14 protein-coding genes are annotated in these 18543 nt (G+C 61.1%); 7 read left to right on the top strand and 7 right to left on the bottom strand.

Going from position 1 to position 18543, the window contains the following annotated elements:
- Window positions 1–25: 25 nt before the first annotated feature.
- Window positions 26–400, bottom strand: a complete 375-nt coding sequence (locus NTU39_RS08895) for an HAD family hydrolase (RefSeq protein ID WP_150576533.1) — start codon at window positions 398–400, stop codon at window positions 26–28.
- Window positions 401–607: 207 nt separating this feature from the next.
- Between NTU39_RS08895 and NTU39_RS08890 the strand changes: the two genes are divergently transcribed.
- Window positions 608–1564, top strand: a complete 957-nt coding sequence (locus tag NTU39_RS08890; RefSeq protein ID WP_257959678.1) for a LysR family transcriptional regulator — start codon at window positions 608–610, stop codon at window positions 1562–1564.
- Between the two features lie 126 nt (window positions 1565–1690).
- On the opposite strand, the gene NTU39_RS08885 is transcribed toward NTU39_RS08890, so the two are convergent.
- The 6 genes from NTU39_RS08885 to oxlT form a co-directional block, all read right to left on the bottom strand.
- Window positions 1691–2464, bottom strand: a complete 774-nt coding sequence (locus NTU39_RS08885; protein ID WP_257960066.1) for a fumarylacetoacetate hydrolase family protein — start codon at window positions 2462–2464, stop codon at window positions 1691–1693.
- A 141-nt stretch (window positions 2465–2605) separates the two neighbouring features.
- Window positions 2606–3853 carry a formyl-CoA transferase gene (frc, locus tag NTU39_RS08880; protein ID WP_150576530.1) on the bottom strand — a complete coding sequence of 416 codons (1248 nt, stop codon included), beginning with the start codon at window positions 3851–3853 and terminating at the stop codon, window positions 2606–2608.
- Window positions 3854–4399: 546 nt separating this feature from the next.
- Window positions 4400–4840 carry a PAS domain-containing protein gene (locus NTU39_RS08875; RefSeq protein WP_150665657.1) on the bottom strand — a complete coding sequence of 147 codons (441 nt, stop codon included), beginning with the start codon at window positions 4838–4840 and terminating at the stop codon, window positions 4400–4402.
- Window positions 4841–5061: 221 nt separating this feature from the next.
- The gene (gene frc, locus NTU39_RS08870; RefSeq protein ID WP_150576527.1) at window positions 5062–6312 is read right to left on the bottom strand and encodes a formyl-CoA transferase; all 1251 of its coding nucleotides are present in this window, start codon (window positions 6310–6312) and stop codon (window positions 5062–5064) included.
- A gap of 27 nt (window positions 6313–6339) precedes the next feature.
- Window positions 6340–8118: an oxalyl-CoA decarboxylase gene (gene oxc, locus NTU39_RS08865; RefSeq protein ID WP_246184684.1), complete on the bottom strand. Its 1779-nt coding sequence runs from the start codon at window positions 8116–8118 to the stop codon at window positions 6340–6342.
- 215 nt (window positions 8119–8333) lie between these two features.
- Window positions 8334–9680 (bottom strand): oxalate/formate MFS antiporter, encoded by a 1347-nt coding sequence (gene oxlT / locus NTU39_RS08860; RefSeq protein WP_150576526.1) that lies wholly within the window; start codon window positions 9678–9680, stop codon window positions 8334–8336.
- 750 nt (window positions 9681–10430) lie between these two features.
- On the opposite strand from oxlT, the gene NTU39_RS08855 reads away from it, so the two are divergent.
- The 6 genes from NTU39_RS08855 (at window position 10431) to fdhF (ending at window position 18380) form a co-directional block, all read left to right on the top strand.
- On the top strand, window positions 10431–11444 hold the full coding sequence (locus NTU39_RS08855; RefSeq protein WP_039399644.1) for a 2-dehydropantoate 2-reductase: 1014 nt from the start codon (window positions 10431–10433) through the stop codon (window positions 11442–11444).
- Between the two features lie 593 nt (window positions 11445–12037).
- Window positions 12038–12256 carry a hypothetical protein gene (locus NTU39_RS08850; protein ID WP_150665658.1) on the top strand — a complete coding sequence of 73 codons (219 nt, stop codon included), beginning with the start codon at window positions 12038–12040 and terminating at the stop codon, window positions 12254–12256.
- 29 nt (window positions 12257–12285) lie between these two features.
- Window positions 12286–12999 carry a GntR family transcriptional regulator gene (locus tag NTU39_RS08845; RefSeq protein ID WP_039399646.1) on the top strand — a complete coding sequence of 238 codons (714 nt, stop codon included), beginning with the start codon at window positions 12286–12288 and terminating at the stop codon, window positions 12997–12999.
- Between the two features lie 449 nt (window positions 13000–13448).
- Entirely contained in the window at window positions 13449–13916 is a 468-nt protein-coding gene (locus NTU39_RS08840) for a formate dehydrogenase subunit gamma (protein ID WP_150665659.1), read from the top strand.
- Entirely contained in the window at window positions 13913–15505 is a 1593-nt protein-coding gene (locus tag NTU39_RS08835) for a formate dehydrogenase beta subunit (RefSeq protein ID WP_150665660.1), read from the top strand. Before NTU39_RS08840 ends, NTU39_RS08835 begins: the two co-directional genes overlap by 4 nt.
- A 13-nt stretch (window positions 15506–15518) precedes the next feature.
- On the top strand, window positions 15519–18380 hold the full coding sequence (gene fdhF / locus NTU39_RS08830) for a formate dehydrogenase subunit alpha (protein WP_150665661.1): 2862 nt from the start codon (window positions 15519–15521) through the stop codon (window positions 18378–18380).
- The last annotated feature ends 163 nt before the right edge of the window (window positions 18381–18543 follow it).

The following is an 18543-nucleotide window of genomic DNA, read 5'->3' as shown; positions in this document are numbered from 1 at the left end:
CTGAGCCCCTGTCGTGTTGTGAAACTCAGGCCGCAACGGCTCTCGGCGCTTGCATCGAACGGCCTTCGTTGGCCGCTTCGAAGCAACGCACCTTGGTGCAGTGAATCAGATCGCACAGGAATTCCGGCTCGTAAGCGCGCAGCAGGTGCGGCTGATGTCCGTCGAGGTAGGCCCCGATCATCACCAGCTCGGCCATGCGCAACGCTTGCGCCGAAACGCCTTCGAGATACGCCAGCGGCAAATCCTGATTGCCGGTGGTGTGCAGCAAACGGGTGTAGGTGTGGTTATCCCAATACCAGTCCAGACCCAGTTCGACGAATGCGTTGTTGAACGCATGCAGATGAGCGTTAGCAACCGGTGCCAGAGCGGCGGGTTTGATATGCGATTCGATGACCGACATGATGGCGTCTCCCAAAATAGTGATCGTCCAAACCCGCTTGCTTCTCTGGCGCGACGCATCCTCCAACGCTTTGCTGTCACACCGCCTTCATGCGGGCTGCCATTGCAGATTACGCAGCCCGACATATAAAAGACAGTTAAAGTTAATTATGCAAACCATCAACGATTACTTATACTTCCCGGAGCACATCATGCACATCGATCAAACATGAAACACGCCACACTCCGTCAGCTGAAAGTCTTCGAAGCCGTGGCGCGCCATCTGAGCTTTTCGCGCGCGGCCGAAGAACTTCACCTCACACAACCGGCCGTCTCGACGCAGGTCAAGCAGCTTGAAACACACGTCGGACTGCCGCTCTTCGAGCAACTGGGCAAGAAAATTTTCCTGACGCCCGCAGGCGCCGAGATGCTGCATTACAGCCGCGCGATCATCGCCCTCTTTCGCGAAACCGAAGAGGCGATGGATCACCTCAAAGGCATTACCGGCGGCAAACTCAACGTGGCCGTCATCAGCGCGGGCGACTACTTCTTCCCGCGCCTGCTGGCAGCGTTCACCGCACGCTATCCCGGCGTCACGCTCAACCTCACGGTGCATAACCGCGAGGAACTGTTGCACCAGTTGACCGAAAACCTGACCGATCTGGCGGTGATGGTGCGTCCGCCTCACGAGATCGACACGATCAACGAAGCTTTCGCGCCGCACCCTTACATCATCGTGGCCCCGCCCGGTCATGCGCTGGCCGGTCAGAAGCAGATTCCGTTCTCACGGCTGACGCAAGAACCGTTCATCAGCCGGGAGCGCGGCTCCGACACCTGGAATTCCTTACAGGACGCTTTCGGTCATCGCACACAGCAACTGAAAATTGCGATGGAAATTTCCAGCACGGAAACGATCAAGCAGGCGGTGATTGCGGGCATGGGGATCAGCTTCCTGTCCGCGCACACCGTCGGCATGGAGTTGCAGACGGGGCAGTTGACGGTGCTCGACGTGCAGGGCTTTCCGGCATGGCAAAGCTGGTACGTCGTGCATCGCCGCAGCAAACGGCTGCCGCCGGTCGCACTCGCTTTCCGTCAGTTCCTGCTCTCGGAAGGCGCAGCGCTGATCGACGGGATGATGGCCTACAAAAGCACCGTGCCGCCGCCCTCAGGCAGCGACACGAAATAGGCATCCAACGCCTTCACTGCTCCCATACCCTGGCAGATCGCGAAGATCTGCCGAATGAAAAAGGGCGATCGGCTCAGGCCATTGCCACCCCGGCCGACCACCGTGAAATCGCTTGCGAGGTGCCGGTCAACCGCCCATGCGGTTAGCCAGCGTGCCGAGTCCGTCGATGCTCACTTCCACCAGCGCGCCCTCTTTCATCGAGCCCACGCCGATCGACGTGCCCACCGCGATCACATCGCCGGGCAGCAGCGTCATGTCCTGCGACAGACGCGCAACGAGCTGCCACGGATTGAAGATCATGTCGGCGAGCGGGTAGCGCTGACGCTCCGTGCCGTCGAGCGTCGTGACCAGTTCGGCCTCGCGCCAGTCGAAGTCCTCGGCAATGAACGGGCCGAGGCAGCCGAAGGTGTCGAAGCCCTTGGCGCGCGTCCATTGTGCGAAGTTGCCGTCCTGCTCGATGATTTCAGCGGCCGTCACGTCGTTGACCAGCGTGTAGCCGAGGATGTAGTCGCGCGCGGCTTCCTCGCTGACGTTGCTCGCTTGCTTGCCGATGACGATGCCCAGCTCGCCCTCGAAGACGATCTTCCCGGCATACGACGCAGGGCGACGAATCACCGCGTCGGGACCGTTGAGCGTGGTCGCAGGCTTGATGAGGAAGAGCGGATGCGAAGGCGCCGCCTTGCCGAGCTTCGCGCCGAGCGCGTGATAGTTGTTCCAGAGCGCCACGATTTTCGAGGGCTCGCACGGGCACAGTAGCTCGACCGCGTCGCGCGCAATCGTTGCGCCCGTGGCGACCGGCTGATCGTAGAGATCGCCGCGATGTTCGAGAATCTGATCGCCCTGCAGCAGGCCGAAGCCGATGCGGCCATGTGAGGTCTTGAAACGGGTCCAGAGCTTCATGCGTTTGCCATTCCTGTAGCGGCCCGGCAGCACGGCAACGTTCGCCATGTGTGCGCCGGGCACGATGTCTTGAAGTCATTCACATCTGCCTCTTGCAGACACTGGGGCGCCTTGCACACGCATTGCGCCCATTCAGATTCGTCAGACCGCGCCGACTTCGCGCAGCGCTGCGATCTGTTGCAGGCTGTAGCCGAATTCGCCGAGCACGTCGTCCGTGTGTTCGCCCAGCAGCGGCGAACGCTCCACGTGCGTGGGGCTGTCGGAGAGCTTGATCGGGTTGCCGACGGTGAGGTACTTGCCGCGCTTCGGGTGGTCGACTTCGACGATGGTGCCGGTCTCGCGCAGCGACATGTCTTCGGCGATTTCCTTCATCGACAGGATCGGTCCGCACGGAATGTCGTACTCGTTGAGAATGCCCATGACCTCGAACTTGGTCTTCGTCATGGTCCATTGCTCGACGGTGTCGAAGATCTCGCGCAGGCGCGGCAGACGCGCACGCGGCGTGGCGTACTCGGGGTGTTCGACCCACTCGGGCTTGCCGATCACCTTGCAGATCGAGCCCCACACGGGTGCCTGCGTGATGAAGTAGATGTACGCGTTCGGATCCGTCTCCCAGCCCTGGCATTTGAGAATCCAGCCCGGCTGACCGCCGCCCGACGCATTGCCTGCACGCGGGACCGCATCGCCGAACTGACCGTTCGGGAACTGCGGGTACTCTTCCATCACGCGCGCGCGCTCAAGGCGCTGCTGGTCGCGCAGCTTCACGCGGCAGAGGTTCAGCACGCCGTCCTGCATGGCGGCCAGCACGCGCTGGCCCTGTCCGGTCATGGTGCGCTGATACAGCGCCGTCACAATGCCCAGCGCCAGATGCAGGCCCGTGCCCGAGTCGCCGATCTGCGCGCCCGTCACCATCGGCGGGCCGTCATCGAAACCGGTGGTGGAGGCTGCGCCGCCCACGCACTGCGCCACGTTCTCGTAGACCTTGCAGTCCTGATACGGACCGGGGCCGAAGCCCTTCACCGAGGCCACGATCATGCGCGGGTTCAGCGAGTGAATGTGCTCCCAGGTGAAACCCATGCGATCGAGCGCGCCGGGTGCGAAGTTCTCCACGAGCACGTCGCAGTCGCGAATCATGCGCTCGAGCACCGCCTTGCCTTCCGGATGCTTCGTATCGAGCGTGATCGAACGCTTGTTGCTGTTGAGCATCGTGAAGTAGAGGCTGTCCGCGTCAGGAATGTCGCGCAGCTGATCGCGCGTCACATCACCGTGCCCCGCGCGTTCGATCTTGATCACGTCTGCGCCGAACCAGGCCAGCAATTGCGTACACGTTGGCCCGGACTGCACATGCGTGAAGTCGAGAATGCGCACACCTTCGAGTGCCTTTCCCATGGTTTGTCTCCTCCTGATGCGACGGCGTTTATGTAATGGGTGCGCGAGATTCCCCCGATAGCCGTTCTGAAAGCAGCCTCACACGTGGGTCTCACCGGATCTGACGACGGCTGTCGCCTCTTCGGGCGCCATCCCATTCGTCGATCGAATCTTGTGATATACGGTATTTCATACACGATATTTTATCAACGGCTTTTTGTTGCCGATGCGATTTGCTGTGTCGCCGCATTTCATCGTGAAAATCGCGCAGATCCCTATGAATAAAGGCACTCCGCATTGCAACATCATTCGATTTCTACCAGTGGAATACGGGTTTACAGGCATGTGTCACAAAGATGAAATGGGGCGACGGATGGGTCGATTTTGTATTCCCTCCTCTTAAATATATTGAATACAAAATACTTATCGGATGAAGCTCTCGCCTTTCACCATCGCTGAAAGCAAAAAAGCACCGGTGCGCATAGCGCATCGGTGCTTCGTTTGTAGTGTGCAGAGGTCAAGCTACGGCATTAAGCCGACGCCCCCTCCTCTACCGTTGTCAGTCCATCAACTTGCCGTGGCGGCGAGTTTCGCTTCCAGTTCGGCCACGCGCTTGCGCAACTGACGGTCTTCCTGAAAGCGTGCGGTCTCGTCGCGGATCACCGCCACGATGCCGGTCACTTCGCCCGCGTCGCCGTGCAGCAGCGCAACGGTAAAGGCAATCGACATGGCGCGGCCGTCCTTGTGCGCGGCGGGCACCTTGAGCAGATCGCTACCGTATTTGGTCTGGCCGGTCTCCATCGTCTTGGCGTAGCCTTCGTTGTGACGTGCCCGCAGCCGATCCGGAATGATGATGTCCAGCGGCTGACCGACCGCCTCTTCTGCCGAGAAACCGAACATCTTCTGCGCACCGGAATTCCAGAGCGTGATGATGTTTTGCGGGTCGGCCACGACGATGGCGTCGCCCACCACTTCTACCAACTGACCGACGTCGACGGATGCGCTCATGATGTCTCCAATAATCTTGTGGGGAATGCGATTGGCATGACTACCAAACATGCCAATAAAGTACATCAATTAGAGGACAACACGGTCCCGAAAATAAAAATGGGTGCCGACTCCGCAGGGAGCCGCACCCATGAACACCTTGCCTGCTTGCGAAATGCCCGCACCGCCGCCGCCCGCAGGCGGCGATGGCACGTGCGACATCGCGATGTTGCGTGACGGTCTTAGACCGAGCGCGACGTGTGCAGGTTAGCGATCTGGTCCTTGCTGTAACCCAGCTCGGCCAGGATCTCGTCGGTGTGCTCACCCAGCAGCGGCGAACCCGTGATTTCCGGCTTCAGACCCGAGAACTTGATCGGGCTGCCGACCGTCAGGTACGAACCACGTTCCTTGTGCGGCACTTCCACGATCGTGCCCGATGCGCGCAGCGACGGATCGTTGGCGATTTCCTTCATCGAGAGCACCGGAGCACACGGGATGTCGAACTTGCGCAGGATGTCGACCGCTTCGTACTTCGTCTTGTCGGCCAGCCAGGCTTCGATGGTCGCGAAGATGTCGAAGATGTGCGGTTGACGAGCTTGCGGCGTCGCGTAGTTCGGATCGCTGATCCACTCCGGCTTGCCCAGCGCGCGGCAGATCGGCTCCCAGGCGTGACCCTGAATCGTGAAGTAGATGTAAGCGTTCGGGTCCGTTTCCCAGCCCTTGCACTTGAGCACCCAGCCCGGCTGACCGCCACCGCCGGCGTTACCGCCGCGCGGCACGACGTCGCTGAACTCGCCATGCGGGTACTGCGGATACTCTTCGAGGTAGCCGATACGGTCCAGACGCTGCTGGTCGCGCAGCTTCACGCGGCACAGGTTGATGACCGAATCCTGCATCGAGACAGCGACCTTCTGGCCACGGCCCGTCTGACCACGGCCGATGATGGCCGTCAGAATACCGATCGCGAGGTGCATACCCGTGTTGCTGTCGCCCAGTGCAGCGGCCGACACCGTGGGGGGGCCGTCCCAGAAGCCCGTCGTCGATGCTGCGCCGCCTGCGCACTGCGCCACGTTCTCATACACCTTCAGGTCGTCGTAGTGGTGACCGTCCGAGAAGCCCTTCACCGAGGCCATGATCAGCTTCGGGTTGAGTTCGTTCAGACGTTCCCACGAGAAGCCCATGCGGTCGAGGGCGCCCGGGCCGAAGTTCTCCACCAGCACGTCGGATTCACGCACCAGCTTTTCGAGGACTTCCTTGCCTTCCTGCGTCTTCGTGTCCAGCGTCAATGAGCGCTTGTTGCTGTTGAGCATCGTGAAGTACAAGGCATCGGCGTCGGGGATGTCGCGCAGTTGGTTACGCGTAACGTCGCCCGAACCCGGGCGTTCCACCTTGATCACGTCAGCGCCGAACCAGGCCAGCAGCTGGGTACAAGCCGGGCCGGCCTGCACGTGCGTGAAGTCGATGATCTTGATTCCTTCGAGGGGTTTGCTCATGTCATGTCTCCTTGATTGACTCGGCTCTTACTTTTTCATCGCCGCGCTTTGCGGATTCAGGTTCGTCAGACGACCGCTTTCGGTGCCTGCGGATTCATCGATCACGGCGTTGATCAGGACCGGCTTGCCCGAAGCAATAGATTCTTCGAGGGCCTTCGTCAGCTCAGCCGGCGTGGTCACGTTGTAACCAATGCCACCGAACGCTTCGATCATCTTGTCGTAGCGCGCGCCCTTGACGAACACCGTCGGGGCCACGTCCTTGCCGCCCGTCGGGTTGACGTCGGTGCCGCGATACACACCGTTGTTGTTGAAGATGATGGTGGTGATCGGCAGCTCGTAACGGCAGATGGTTTCGAGTTCCATGCCGCTGAAGCCGAAGGCGCTGTCGCCTTCGATCGCCACGACCGGCAGGCCGCTCGTGACTGCCGCGCCGATGGCGAAGCCCATACCGATACCCATCACGCCCCACGTACCCGAGTCGAAGCGCTTACGCGGCTGGTACTGGTCGATGATGCTGCGCGCATAGTCCAGCGTGTTCGCGCCTTCGTTGACGAGGTTGATGTCCGGGTGCTTCTTGAGCACGTCGCGGATCGCGCCGAGTGCACTGTGGAAGTTCATCGGCGACGGATTCTGCGCAAGGGTCTGCGCCATCTTCGCCAGGTTCTTGTTCTTGCGCTCGGCGATAGCGCCGGTCCACTCGGCCGAGGGCTTGCCAAAGTTGGCATCCACACCGGCGAGCAGTGCCTTCACGCATGAACCGATGTCACCGATCACCGGGGCGGCAATCGCGACGTTGCTGTCGATTTCCGTCGGCGAGATGTCGATCTGCACGAACTTCTTCGGTGCGGCACCCCAGGTCTTGCCCTTGCCGTGAGCGAGCAGCCAGTTCAGGCGTGCTCCGATCAGCACGACGACGTCAGCCTCCTGCAGCACGAACGAACGTGCGGCTGCGGCCGATTGCTCATGCGTGTCGGGCAACAAGCCCTTGGCCATCGACATCGGCAGGTACGGAATGCCGGTCTTCTCGACCAGCGCGCGGATGTCTTCGTCGGCCTGAGCGTACGAAGCGCCCTTGCCCAGCAGAATCAGGGGACGCTTGGCGCCCTTGATCACGTCGAGTGCGCGTTGGACAGCATCCTGCGCAGGGATCTGACGCGGTGCGGCGTCGATCACGCGGATCAGCGAATCCTTGGCCTTTTGTGCGTCGATGGTCTGCGACAGCAGCTTGGCCGGCAGATCCAGATAGACACCACCGGGGCGACCCGACACGGCTGCGCGGATCGCGCGGGCAAGGCCCACGCCGATGTCTTCGGCGTGCAGCACGCGGTAAGCCGCTTTGCAATACGGCTTGGCCGCATTGAGCTGATCCATTTCTTCGTAGTCGCCCTGTTGCAGGTCGACGATTTCACGCTCGCTCGAACCGCTGATGAGAATCATCGGGAAGCAGTTCGTAGTGGCGTTGGCGAGTGCCGTCAGGCCGTTCAGGAAGCCAGGTGCGGACACCGTCAGGCAGATACCCGGCTTTTGCGTCATGTAGCCAGCGATCGCGGCGGCGTGGCCAGCGTGCTGTTCGTGACGGAAGCCGATGAAGCGCAGGCCTTCGGCTTGCGCCAGGCGGGCCAGATCGGTGATGGGAATCCCCACCAGACCGAAGATGGTGTCGATGTCGTTCGCTTTCAGGGCATCGATGACCAGATGGAAGCCATCGGTCGTTGCTGCCTCGGACACGATGTTCGCGTGTCGGCTGTTGTCTTCGAGCGTCTCGTTTTCCGCCTTGCCGACTGGCACGGTCATCGCAATGGACATAATTCTCTCCTCCAATTTTTCCGGTTTCAGTGTTGCGTCGTCTTGTCTGACGATTAGTGGGTATTCCTGTACTGCTTCTCTACTTGCTCACCCGGCCGTGCAACCGAGCCCCCGAGGGCCCGGGTTGCACGCCGGTTAAACATGTTGCTAATCAAGCCAGCCAATCTGCCTCTAATTAGTACTGCTCAACGTCCAGATGACGTATCGAACTCGCTTTACGTGGTGCTGCGGCTCAGGTCCGCGGCTTTCACGACCGGCTCGCTCGACTCTGCCTTGTAGTCGCTGGCGTAACGCTGTGCCAGACGGGCACGCATCGGCTTCAAGACAAACAAGGCAAGGAAGGCGGCGAAGGCGTTCATGGCGCAAGCGACCATGAAGACAGCCTGCCAGCTACCCGTCATCGAGGTGATGATGCTGGAGAACGGCACCAGCAAGGCAGCGGTCCCCTTCGCGGTGTACAACATCCCCGCATTGGTCGCGGCATACTTCGAGCCATACGTATCGGCGCAGGTTGCCGGGAACAAGCTGTAGATCTCACCCCAGGCGAAGAACACCAGGCCGGTCAGCAGCACGAAGGCCACCGGGTGCTGGCCATACTTTGCCAGTGCGTAGATCCCCACGGCTTCCATCGCGAAAGCGATGAACATCGTGTTCTCGCGACCGATCTTGTCCGATATCCAGCCGAACACCGGACGCGTCACCCCGTTGAGCACACGGTCGATGGCCAGTGCGAAGGTGAGTGCGGGCAGTGTGAGACCGAGAAGCGAGACAGGTGCCTGATCCAGACCGTAGTCCTTGGCGATCGGGCCGAGCTGCGCCGTTGCCATCAGACCGCCAGCGGCCATCAGCACGAACATCAGATACATCAGCCAGAACACCGGGGAGCGCATGACTTCCGTCGGCTTGGCGTTGTAGCGCATTGCGCCCGGTGCCAGCTTCTTGAGCGCTTCGATCGATGCGGGCGGACTCGCGAGCGCCAGACCCAGCACCAGGACGATGATCCCCTGCCCCAGCCCGAAGGTCAGGAAGGTGTTCTCATAGCCGCTGGACTTGATCATGTTGGCGATCGGTACCACGGTCAGTGCCGAACCGGCGCCGAAACCGGCAGCGGTAATACCTGCGGCAAGACCACGGCGGTCCGGGAACCACTTCAGTGCGTTACCCACGCAGGTGCCATACACCGCACCGGCGCCGACACCGCCCACCGCCGCTGCGAAGTACAGCATCGGCAGCGACGAAGCATAGGCATTGAGCACCCATGCAATACCGCACAACAGACCACCACCGACCACCACCGGGCGCGGGCCGAACTTGTCGACCAGATACCCTTCGATCGGCACCAGCCAGGTTTCCGTCACGACGAAAATCGTGAACGCCACCTGAATGGCCGTACGGCCCCAGTGATACTTTTCATCGATCGGGTTGACGAACAGCGTCCACCCATATTGCAAGTTGGCGATCATCGCCATGCAAATCACGCCGAACACGAGCTGAACCCACGGGCTCGCGAACACGGATTGCTTACCGTGTTGATTTGTCGTCTCCACTTGTACCTCCTCCATCGGTTTTCAGTTGTTTGGCAGCTTCACAACAACAACACCTTCCGGATGGGGTCTATGCCCCCTGGGTATGCTTTACGAGGTCTATGCCTCGTCGACTTGTCTCTGATGCTTACGGGAGTCCATTGCGTTTCCCGTAAATATACCGAACGAAATATACGATATATCAGATATAAGTCAACACTAATTTATTGCTGTCCTCGTTTTCCAGCTCGCGTGCCGAAGTCGTTTTCGTCCATTGCATCGAAAACAACTACGGCACGCGAGGCACTGTCCTAAGTGGCGGCTAGATACAGTAACGCAACTGTAGGACGGAGCGGCGCAACAACGCAATGCGAAAACACTAAGGAGTTAACCTGATCCAGGAACCTTACCCAACAAGGCGCTCAGGCCTTTTATATCGGGCTCCTTGCGATTTTTTAAAACGGGCACAAGGCGATATTTTTGCTAATTTCACTCACAAGAAGACATACCCCTCTTCGTCCCCACCTCTCTGTAACACACCGTAATAATTCACTCGCAAGCAGCCCCCGGACATTTCACAAGTGCAGTTCATGACCGCAACGCTCACACATGCGGAAGCCCTTTTTTCAGGCCTGTGCGGGGAAACCATGAGGCCAAAAGGGCCAGGAAGGCTTGGCGCTATTCTTCTTGTGATATACGATATACAACATTTGGTATTAGAAGAATCAGAAGAATAAAGCGGCCAGTACCAGGCCCGGGTTTCGATTGACCTTTGGAGGGAGAGACTTCATGAAGATTTGCATCTATGGCGCCGGTGCCATCGGTGGCTATCTCGGCGTGCAACTCGCGCGCGCCGGAGCCGATGTCAGTCTGGTGGCACGTGGACCGCACCTCGCGGCCATGCGCGAGCACGGACTCAAGCTGCTCATCGATGGCGAAGAGCGCGTCGCCCACTTGCGTTGCACCGACGATGCGCGCGAACTTGGGCATCAGGATTACGTGATCATTGCCCTGAAAGCGCACTCGGTACCGTCGGTACTCGACGCGATGCAGCCGCTGATCGGCCCGAACACGGCCGTCGTCACGGCCGTGAATGGCATTCCCTACTGGTACTTCTATAAGCACGGCGGCGCGCTTGAAGGCACGACGCTGGAGAGCATCGACCCGGGTGGCCGTCAGTGGCGCGAACTCGGTCCGGAGCGTGCGATCGGCTGCGTGGTGTATCCGGCGACCGAAGTCGTCGCGCCGGGTGTGATTCAACACGTCTACGGCAACAAGTTCCCGCTGGGCGAAGCCAGCGGTGAGCGCACCGAGCGTGTGGAGAAGCTCTCGCAGATCATGATCGCCGGTGGGCTCGACGCCCCGATCCGCGAAAACATTCGCGACGAGATCTGGCTCAAGCTCTGGGGCAACCTCTGCTTCAACCCGATTTCAGCGCTCACCCACGGCACGCTCGACATCATCGCCAGCGATCCGGGTACGCGGGCCATAGCGCGCGCCATGATGCTCGAAGCGAAAGCCATCGGCGACAAGTTCGGCGTGCACTTCCGCGTGGACGTCGAACGCCGCATCAACGGCGCCGGCGCGGTGGGCGCGCACAAGACGTCGATGCTTCAGGATCTGGAGCGCGACCGTGCGATGGAAATCGACCCGCTCGTCTCCGTCGTTCAGGAGATGGGACGCCTGGCCAACGTGCCGACACCCACGCTCGACGTCGTGCTCGCGCTGATCAAGCAACGTGAGTTCATGACGAAGCCGGATGCCGTGGCGGCCGCACAGGAACGTCTGGCCAAAGCGGCATAATCAGACGGCATAACCAGCGGCATAACGCGTAACCGTTGTTTGTTTGAAACACCCGATCGCAGGGCACCGTGGCGTGCCCTGCCCGAATCGGCACTGACTATATATATAGAGGGCGATGCGATGGGTCCGAGAAACTCGTCGCCGACCCCGCCCCGCAAGCGCTCACCCGTGCCGCCACCGGACCTCCGGTCGCGGCCGATTTTTTGCCGGAAACCTCGGCGCTGTATGGCCGATGCAGGGAATAACGGCTGTGGTTTCGCGGCAACGCAATAACGTCCGTTTGGTCCACCCCAAAAGCAGCACCCGAATCACTGAAAACTGCGTGCGCCACTGGCGTCCCGAAATCCGCACCATCGCAAGCCAGACGGACATCCGAGGAGGTTCATCGCCATCATCGATCCCCCAAGCACTATCGGAAAAAGAGACAAATCCGAGACGTGTGAGAGCAGTGAGACCTGAAGAACGTCCCGAAAAACGATAAATTTTGATATTCGGTATGTGGTATATCTTGAGACTTGTTGCGGCGCGACATACAATGCAAAGCAAGTTCTCCCCCACATTACTACCCGTCAACCTTTATCTGGAGTCTCACCATGTTAGTCGCTGCCCTTACGCTTCTCGCCCTGGCTTCTGCCCTCGCCGCCGGTGTTGCAATGGTTCATCTGTTCGTCGCACTGCCCGCCAAATTGCTCGAAAAGGCTGAATCCAACGGCCGTTTCGCCTATCTGGCAGAAACCACGCAGGCAAACGAATCGGGTAAACTCGTCACGAAGCCGGCAACCCTCGTGGGGCAGCAAGCATTGCGCCTCTGAAGGGGCCGTAATACCTAGGAGACTATTGCATGTCCCTGATCACCCCAACTCCGGTGCGCGTGACGCCACTCGCACTGGAGCCGATCGACACCACCACGAGTTTTCGTAATCAGGCGTATGCGCTGCTGAAAAAAGCCATCGCCGATGCCGATATTTATAACCAGAAGGACGAAATTCGCCTGGACGAGCGTCAGCTCATCCAGGTGCTTGGCGTTTCGCGCACACCGATTCGCGAAGCCATGACCTTGCTGGAACAGGAAGGCTTTCTGCGCACGGTGCCGCGCCGGGGCATCTTCATCATCCGCAAGACCAAGCGTGAAATCGTGGAAATGATTCAGATGTGGGCCGCCCTTGAAGGGATGTCTGCGCGTCTGGCCACGCTGAACGCGAGCGACGAAGAGATCGCCAAGCTGCGTCATTTGTTCGATGAGTTCGTGAATGCACCGCCGACGGATCATATTGAAGAGTATTCGGACGCGAACATCGACTTCCACCAGGCGCTGATCAATCTTGGCGGCTCGCAAGCCATCGCCAACACGATCAAGAATCTGTTCATTCACGTGCGCGCCATCCGTAAGGTGACGATTGCTCAGAACGACCGGGCTGCGCGCTCGATCGTCGATCACCTGAAGATCATCACCGCGCTCGAAAAGCGCGATACGGAACTCGCCGAGAAGCTCGCGCGCGACCACACCCTCGGTCTGGCCGCGTTCGTCGAAGAGCACTGCGACTTCCTCGAGTAAGCGCTTGATCCGGATTTGATCCGGGTTCGATGTCTCCACGACGCGCTCACCGCGCGTCTGCGAAAAAGCCAGTGATATGGAAGTGTCACTGGCTTTTTTTCTACCCCCCCTCCCGCCTGTCACGCCCACCGGCATTGCCTTTCCGGATTCGGGTAAACGATCCCGCGAAACCGCTTGCCTCGGTATTGCACGTATACCGTATATGATATATCGTGTTTCACATACTGACCGAAGGTTGACGAAGTAAGCAACGGGCGAGAGGCCGAGCCCGTGCGGCATATGGTGGGGGCTATGTGTCGCACGCTCATCCGGCGTCACGCTGATCGACTAGACCCGAGAAGCATCGTCGTATGTGACCAATGGGTCTCTCGCCCCGGGGCAGGACAAGAACATATAACCACCCTCAGGCGCACCGTACCCCACAGTGCGCCAAACAGGAGACATCAGCCATGCGCGAGGCTTATTCCATCGCGACGGTGCAAGCGATTCTGGACCATCATGCATCTCAGGAAGGCCCCCTTCTGCCGATCCTCCATGATGTTCAGGAAGCTTTCGGCTACGTTCCCCCGGATGCCGTGTCCGTCATTGCCAACGCCCTCAACCTGTCACGCGCCGAAGTGCATGGCGTGATCACGTTCTATCACCATTTCCGCACCACCCCGCCGCCGCGACACGTCATTCAGATCTGTCGCGCGGAGGCATGTCAGAGCATGGGCGCCGACGCACTCGTGGCACACGCAGAACGCGCGCTGGGTTGCGCGATGCACAGCCACAGCGGTGACGTCGCGCTCGAACCGGTGTTCTGTCTGGGCCAGTGCGCTACGTCCCCCGCGATCACCATCGACGACAAGCTGCACGCGCGCGTCACCCCCGAGAAATTCGACCGTCTGGTCGCCCGCGCCAAGGAAGCCGTATGAGCCAGTCCACTACTTCCGCCAAGGCAGCTGTGCGCCTCTACCTGCCGCGTGACTCCGCCGCGCTCGCGCTCGGTGCCGATGAAGTCGCCGACGCCATCGCCGCTGAGGCCGCCAAACGCGGCATCGAGATCGAGCTGGTCCGCAACGGCACGCGCGGCATGCTCTGGCTCGAACCGTTGCTCGAAGTCGTGACCCCTGCGGGTCGCGTCGCCTATGGGCCTGTCGAAGTCGACGACGTCGCCGCCCTGTTCGATGCGAACGTCACCGCCGGTGGCGATCATCCGCTCGCGCTCGGTCTGACCGAAGAGATTCCGTATTTCAAGAAGCAGGAACGTCTGACGTTCGCACGCGTAGGCATCACCGATCCCGTTTCGGTCGACGACTACGTCGCGCACGACGGCTATCGCGGCCTGCGCAACGCCCTCGCACTGGACCCCGCGACCATCGTCGCGCAGGTGACCGAGTCGGGCTTGCGCGGACGTGGCGGCGCAGCGTTTCCGACCGGCATCAAGTGGAAGACGGTGCTGAACACGCCCGCCGCGCAGAAGTACATCGTCTGCAACGCCGACGAAGGCGACTCGGGCACGTTCGCCGACCGTATGCTGATGGAAGGCGACCCGCTCGTGCTCGTCGAAGGTATGACGATTGCTGGCATCGCCGTGGGTGCGACGCGAGGCTACATCTACGTGCGCAGCGAATACCCGCATTCGATCGACGTACTCAACGAAGCCATCGTCAACGCGAACAAAGCGGGCTATCTCGGCGAGAACATTCTCGGCTCGGGCCACGCGTTCCACCTCGAAGTGCGCAAGGCTGCCGGGGCTTACGTCTGCGGCGAAGAAACGGCGCTGCTCGAAAGCCTCGAAGGCAAGCGTGGCGTGGTGCGGGCGAAACCGCCGCTGCCCGCCATCGAAGGCCTCTTCGGCTTGCCGACGGTCATCAACAACGTGATTTCGCTCGCTTCCGTGCCGATCATCATGGACCGTGGCGCGGAGTTCTATAAGAACTTCGGCATGGGACGCTCGCGCGGCACCCTGCCAATCCAGCTCGCGGGCAACATCAAGTACGGCGGCCTCATCGAGAAGGCCTTCGGCGTGACGCTGCGCGAGATTCTGTACGACTACGGCGGCGGCGCCATCACCGGTCGCCCGCTGCGTGCGGTGCAGGTCGGCGGCCCGCTCGGCTCGTACCTGCCGGAATCGCAGTGGGACACCCCGCTCGATTACGAAGCGTTCGCCGCGCATTGGGCCGTGCTGGGTCACGGCGGCATCGTGGCGCACGACGACACTGTCGATCTCGCCAAGCTCGCCCGTTACGCGATGGAGTTCTGCACCATCGAATCGTGCGGCAAGTGCACGCCGTGCCGCATCGGTTCGACGCGTGGCGTCGAAGTGATGGACAAGATCATCGACGGTCGCGACCGTCCCAAGCAAATCAAGCTGCTGCGCGACCTGTGCGACACGATGCTCAACGGCTCGCTGTGCGCCATGGGCGGCATGACGCCCTACCCCGTGCTGTCTGCGCTGAATCATTTCCCAGAAGACTTCGGCGCGGCCGAATCGTCGAACTTGCCGACCAAGGCCGCCTAGGAGACCCCCGATCATGATGGATCCGATGTTTGAGAAGGATTACGGCACCCCGCGCCGCGAATCGACGAAGGAAGTCACGCTGGAGATCGACGGCGAACAGGTCACCGTGCCTGCGGGCACGTCGATCATGCGCGCGGCGTCCGAGGGCGGCGTGAATGTGCCCAAGCTGTGCGCGACCGACTCGCTGGAGCCGTTCGGCTCGTGCCGTCTGTGTCTGGTGGAAATCGAAGGCCGTCGCGGCTTCCCGGCATCGTGCACCACGCCGGTCGAACCCGGCATGAAGGTCCGCACGCAGTCGCCGAAGCTGCAAGAGCTGCGCAAGGGCGTGATGGAGCTGTACATCTCCGATCACCCGCTGGACTGTCTGACGTGTGCCGCCAACGGCGACTGCGAGTTGCAGGACATGGCCGGAGTGACGGGCCTGCGCGAAGTGCGTTACGGCTTCGACGGCGCGAACCACTTCGACAGCGAGAAAGACGAGTCGAACCCCTACTTCACGTACGACGCTTCGAAGTGCATCGTCTGTAACCGTTGCGTGCGCGCCTGCGAAGAAACGCAAGGCACGTTCGCACTGACGATCTCTGGCCGAGGCTTCGAAGCCCGCGTATCGGCGGGCCAAGATCAGGCGTTCATGGATTCGGAGTGCGTGTCGTGCGGCGCCTGCGTGGCTGCCTGCCCGACCGCAACGCTGCAAGAGAAGTCCGTCATCCACCTCGGTCAGGCCGAGCACGCCAAGATCACGACCTGCGCCTATTGCGGCGTGGGCTGCTCGTTCAAGGCCGAGATGAAGGGCAACGAAGTCGTGCGCATGGTGCCGCACAAGGACGGTCAGGCCAACGAAGGCCACGCCTGCGTGAAGGGTCGCTTCGCCTGGGGCTACGCCACGCACAAGGACCGTATCCTCACGCCGAAGATCCGCAAGAAAATTACCGATCCGTGGCAGGAAGTGTCGTGGGACGAGGCGCTCGACTACGCTGCGTCGGAGTTCAAGCGCATTCAGGCCAAGTACGGCCGCGACTCCATCGGCGGCCTGGTGTCCTCGCGTTGCACGAACGAAGAAGACTACCTGGTGCAGAAGCTGGTGCGCGCCGCGTTCGGCAATAACAACGTCGACACCTGCGCCCGCGTGTGCCACTCGCCGACCGGCTATGGTCTGAAGGCGACGCTCGGCGAATCGGCCGGTACGCAGACGTTCAAGTCGGTCGAGCATTCGGACGTGATTCTCGTGATGGGTGCGAACCCGACCGACGGTCACCCGGTGTTCGGCTCGCGTATGAAGAAGCGCCTGCGTCAGGGCGCGAAGCTGATCGTGATCGATCCGCGTCGTATCGACCTGGTCAAGAGCCCGCACATCAACGCCGACTATCACCTGCAACTGCGTCCGGGCACGAACGTGGCCATGGTCAACGCACTGGCGCACGTGATCGTTACCGAAGGTCTGATGGCCGACGAATTCATCGCCGAGCGTTGCGAAGATCGCGCATTCCAACAATGGCGCGACTTCATCTCCCGTGCCGAGAATTCGCCGGAAGCGACCGAAGCCCACACGGGCGTGCCTGCCCACCTCGTGCGCGGGGCAGCCCGTCTGTATGCGACCGGCGGCAACGCTGCGATCTACTACGGTCTGGGCGTGACGGAACACGCACAAGGCTCGACGACGGTCATCGGCATCGCCAACCTCTCGATGCTCACCGGCAACATCGGCCGCGAAGGCGTGGGCGTGAACCCGCTGCGCGGTCAGAACAATGTGCAGGGCTCCTGCGACATGGGCGCGTTCCCGCACGAACTGCCGGGCTATCGTCACGTGTCGGATTCGAGCGCCCGTGCGCTGTTCGAAGCCGAATGGGGCGTCGAGCTGCAAGCCGAGCCGGGCCTGCGTATTCCGAACATGTTCGACGCGGCGCTCGCGGGCACCTTCATGGGCCTGTACTGCCAGGGCGAGGACATCGTCCAGTCGGACCCGAACACGCAACACGTCACGCATGCGCTGGAGCAGATGGAGTGCATCGTGGTGCAGGACATCTTCCTCAACGAAACCGCGAAGTACGCACATGTGCTGCTGCCGGGTTCGTCGTTCCTGGAGAAGGACGGCACGTTCACCAACGCCGAGCGTCGTATCTCGCGCGTGCGTCAGGTCATGCCGCCGCGCGCCGGTTACGCCGACTGGGAAGTGACGATCCAGCTGGCGAAGCGTCTGGGCTACGAGATGAACTACTCGCACCCGTCGGAAATCATGGACGAAATCGCACGTCTCACGCCGACGTTCACCGGCGTGAGCTACGAGAAGCTCGATCGCATGGGCAGCGTGCAGTGGCCGTGTAACGAAGAAGCGCCGGACGGCACGCCCGTCATGCACATCGACGAATTCGTACGCGGCAAGGGCAAGTTCCTCATCACGCAATACGTGCCGACGGACGAAAAGGTCACGCGCCGTTTCCCGCTCATCCTCACGACCGGGCGGATTCTGTCGCAGTACAACGTCGGCGCGCAGACGCGTCGCACGGACAACAACAACTGGCACAGCGAAGATCGTCTGGAGCTGCATCCGCACGATGCCGAAGAACGTGGCATCAAGGACGGCGACTGGGTCGGCATTCAGAGCCGGGCGGGTGAGACGGTGCTGCGCGCCATCGTCAGCGACCGCATGCAGCCGGGCGTGGTGTACACGACGTTCCACTTCCCGGAGTCGGGCGCGAACGTGATCACGACCGACAATTCGGACTGGGCGACGAACTGCCCCGAGTACAAGGTGACGGCGGTGCAGGTCACGCCGGTGGCGCAACCGTCGGAATGGCAGCGTCAGTACTCGGACTTCAACCGTCAGCAGGAAGCGTTCCTCGGACACGACCAGACGACGGCGGCCAGCGCAAGCTGAGTCGGCAATCAGGCACGCGACGGCGCCGGTCGAGCGACCGCACCGCCGTGTGCCGCCACGGACAATCCGCGTCCATCGTCGGAAGCACACAGTGCCGACGAGCTTCGCCGTCTATTGCCAACAGACGGCGCGGCGGACGCGAGATTGGCCAAGCGAACCGGTG

This window comes from Pandoraea commovens (assembly GCF_024704525.1).
Taxonomy (GTDB): Bacteria; Pseudomonadota; Gammaproteobacteria; order Burkholderiales; family Burkholderiaceae; genus Pandoraea; species Pandoraea commovens.
Note: the sequence above shows the minus strand (reverse complement) of the source record. Positions and strands in the feature narration are given on the sequence as shown.

Coding starts and splice junctions, on each gene's coding strand:
- oxlT (WP_150576526.1), bottom strand. CDS start 9,680: ATGGAGGAGGTACAAGTGGAGACGACAAATCAACACGGTAAGCAATCC.
- NTU39_RS08850 (WP_150665658.1), top strand. CDS start 12,038: ATGTTAGTCGCTGCCCTTACGCTTCTCGCCCTGGCTTCTGCCCTCGCC.
- frc (WP_150576530.1), bottom strand. CDS start 3,853: ATGGGAAAGGCACTCGAAGGTGTGCGCATTCTCGACTTCACGCATGTG.
- NTU39_RS08895 (WP_150576533.1), bottom strand. CDS start 400: ATGTCGGTCATCGAATCGCATATCAAACCCGCCGCTCTGGCACCGGTT.
- NTU39_RS08890 (WP_257959678.1), top strand. CDS start 608: ATGAAACACGCCACACTCCGTCAGCTGAAAGTCTTCGAAGCCGTGGCG.
- NTU39_RS08835 (WP_150665660.1), top strand. CDS start 13,913: ATGAGCCAGTCCACTACTTCCGCCAAGGCAGCTGTGCGCCTCTACCTG.
- NTU39_RS08855 (WP_039399644.1), top strand. CDS start 10,431: ATGAAGATTTGCATCTATGGCGCCGGTGCCATCGGTGGCTATCTCGGC.
- NTU39_RS08875 (WP_150665657.1), bottom strand. CDS start 4,840: ATGAGCGCATCCGTCGACGTCGGTCAGTTGGTAGAAGTGGTGGGCGAC.
- fdhF (WP_150665661.1), top strand. CDS start 15,519: ATGATGGATCCGATGTTTGAGAAGGATTACGGCACCCCGCGCCGCGAA.
- oxc (WP_246184684.1), bottom strand. CDS start 8,118: ATGTCCATTGCGATGACCGTGCCAGTCGGCAAGGCGGAAAACGAGACG.
- frc (WP_150576527.1), bottom strand. CDS start 6,312: ATGAGCAAACCCCTCGAAGGAATCAAGATCATCGACTTCACGCACGTG.
- NTU39_RS08845 (WP_039399646.1), top strand. CDS start 12,286: ATGTCCCTGATCACCCCAACTCCGGTGCGCGTGACGCCACTCGCACTG.
- NTU39_RS08840 (WP_150665659.1), top strand. CDS start 13,449: ATGCGCGAGGCTTATTCCATCGCGACGGTGCAAGCGATTCTGGACCAT.
- NTU39_RS08885 (WP_257960066.1), bottom strand. CDS start 2,464: ATGAAGCTCTGGACCCGTTTCAAGACCTCACATGGCCGCATCGGCTTC.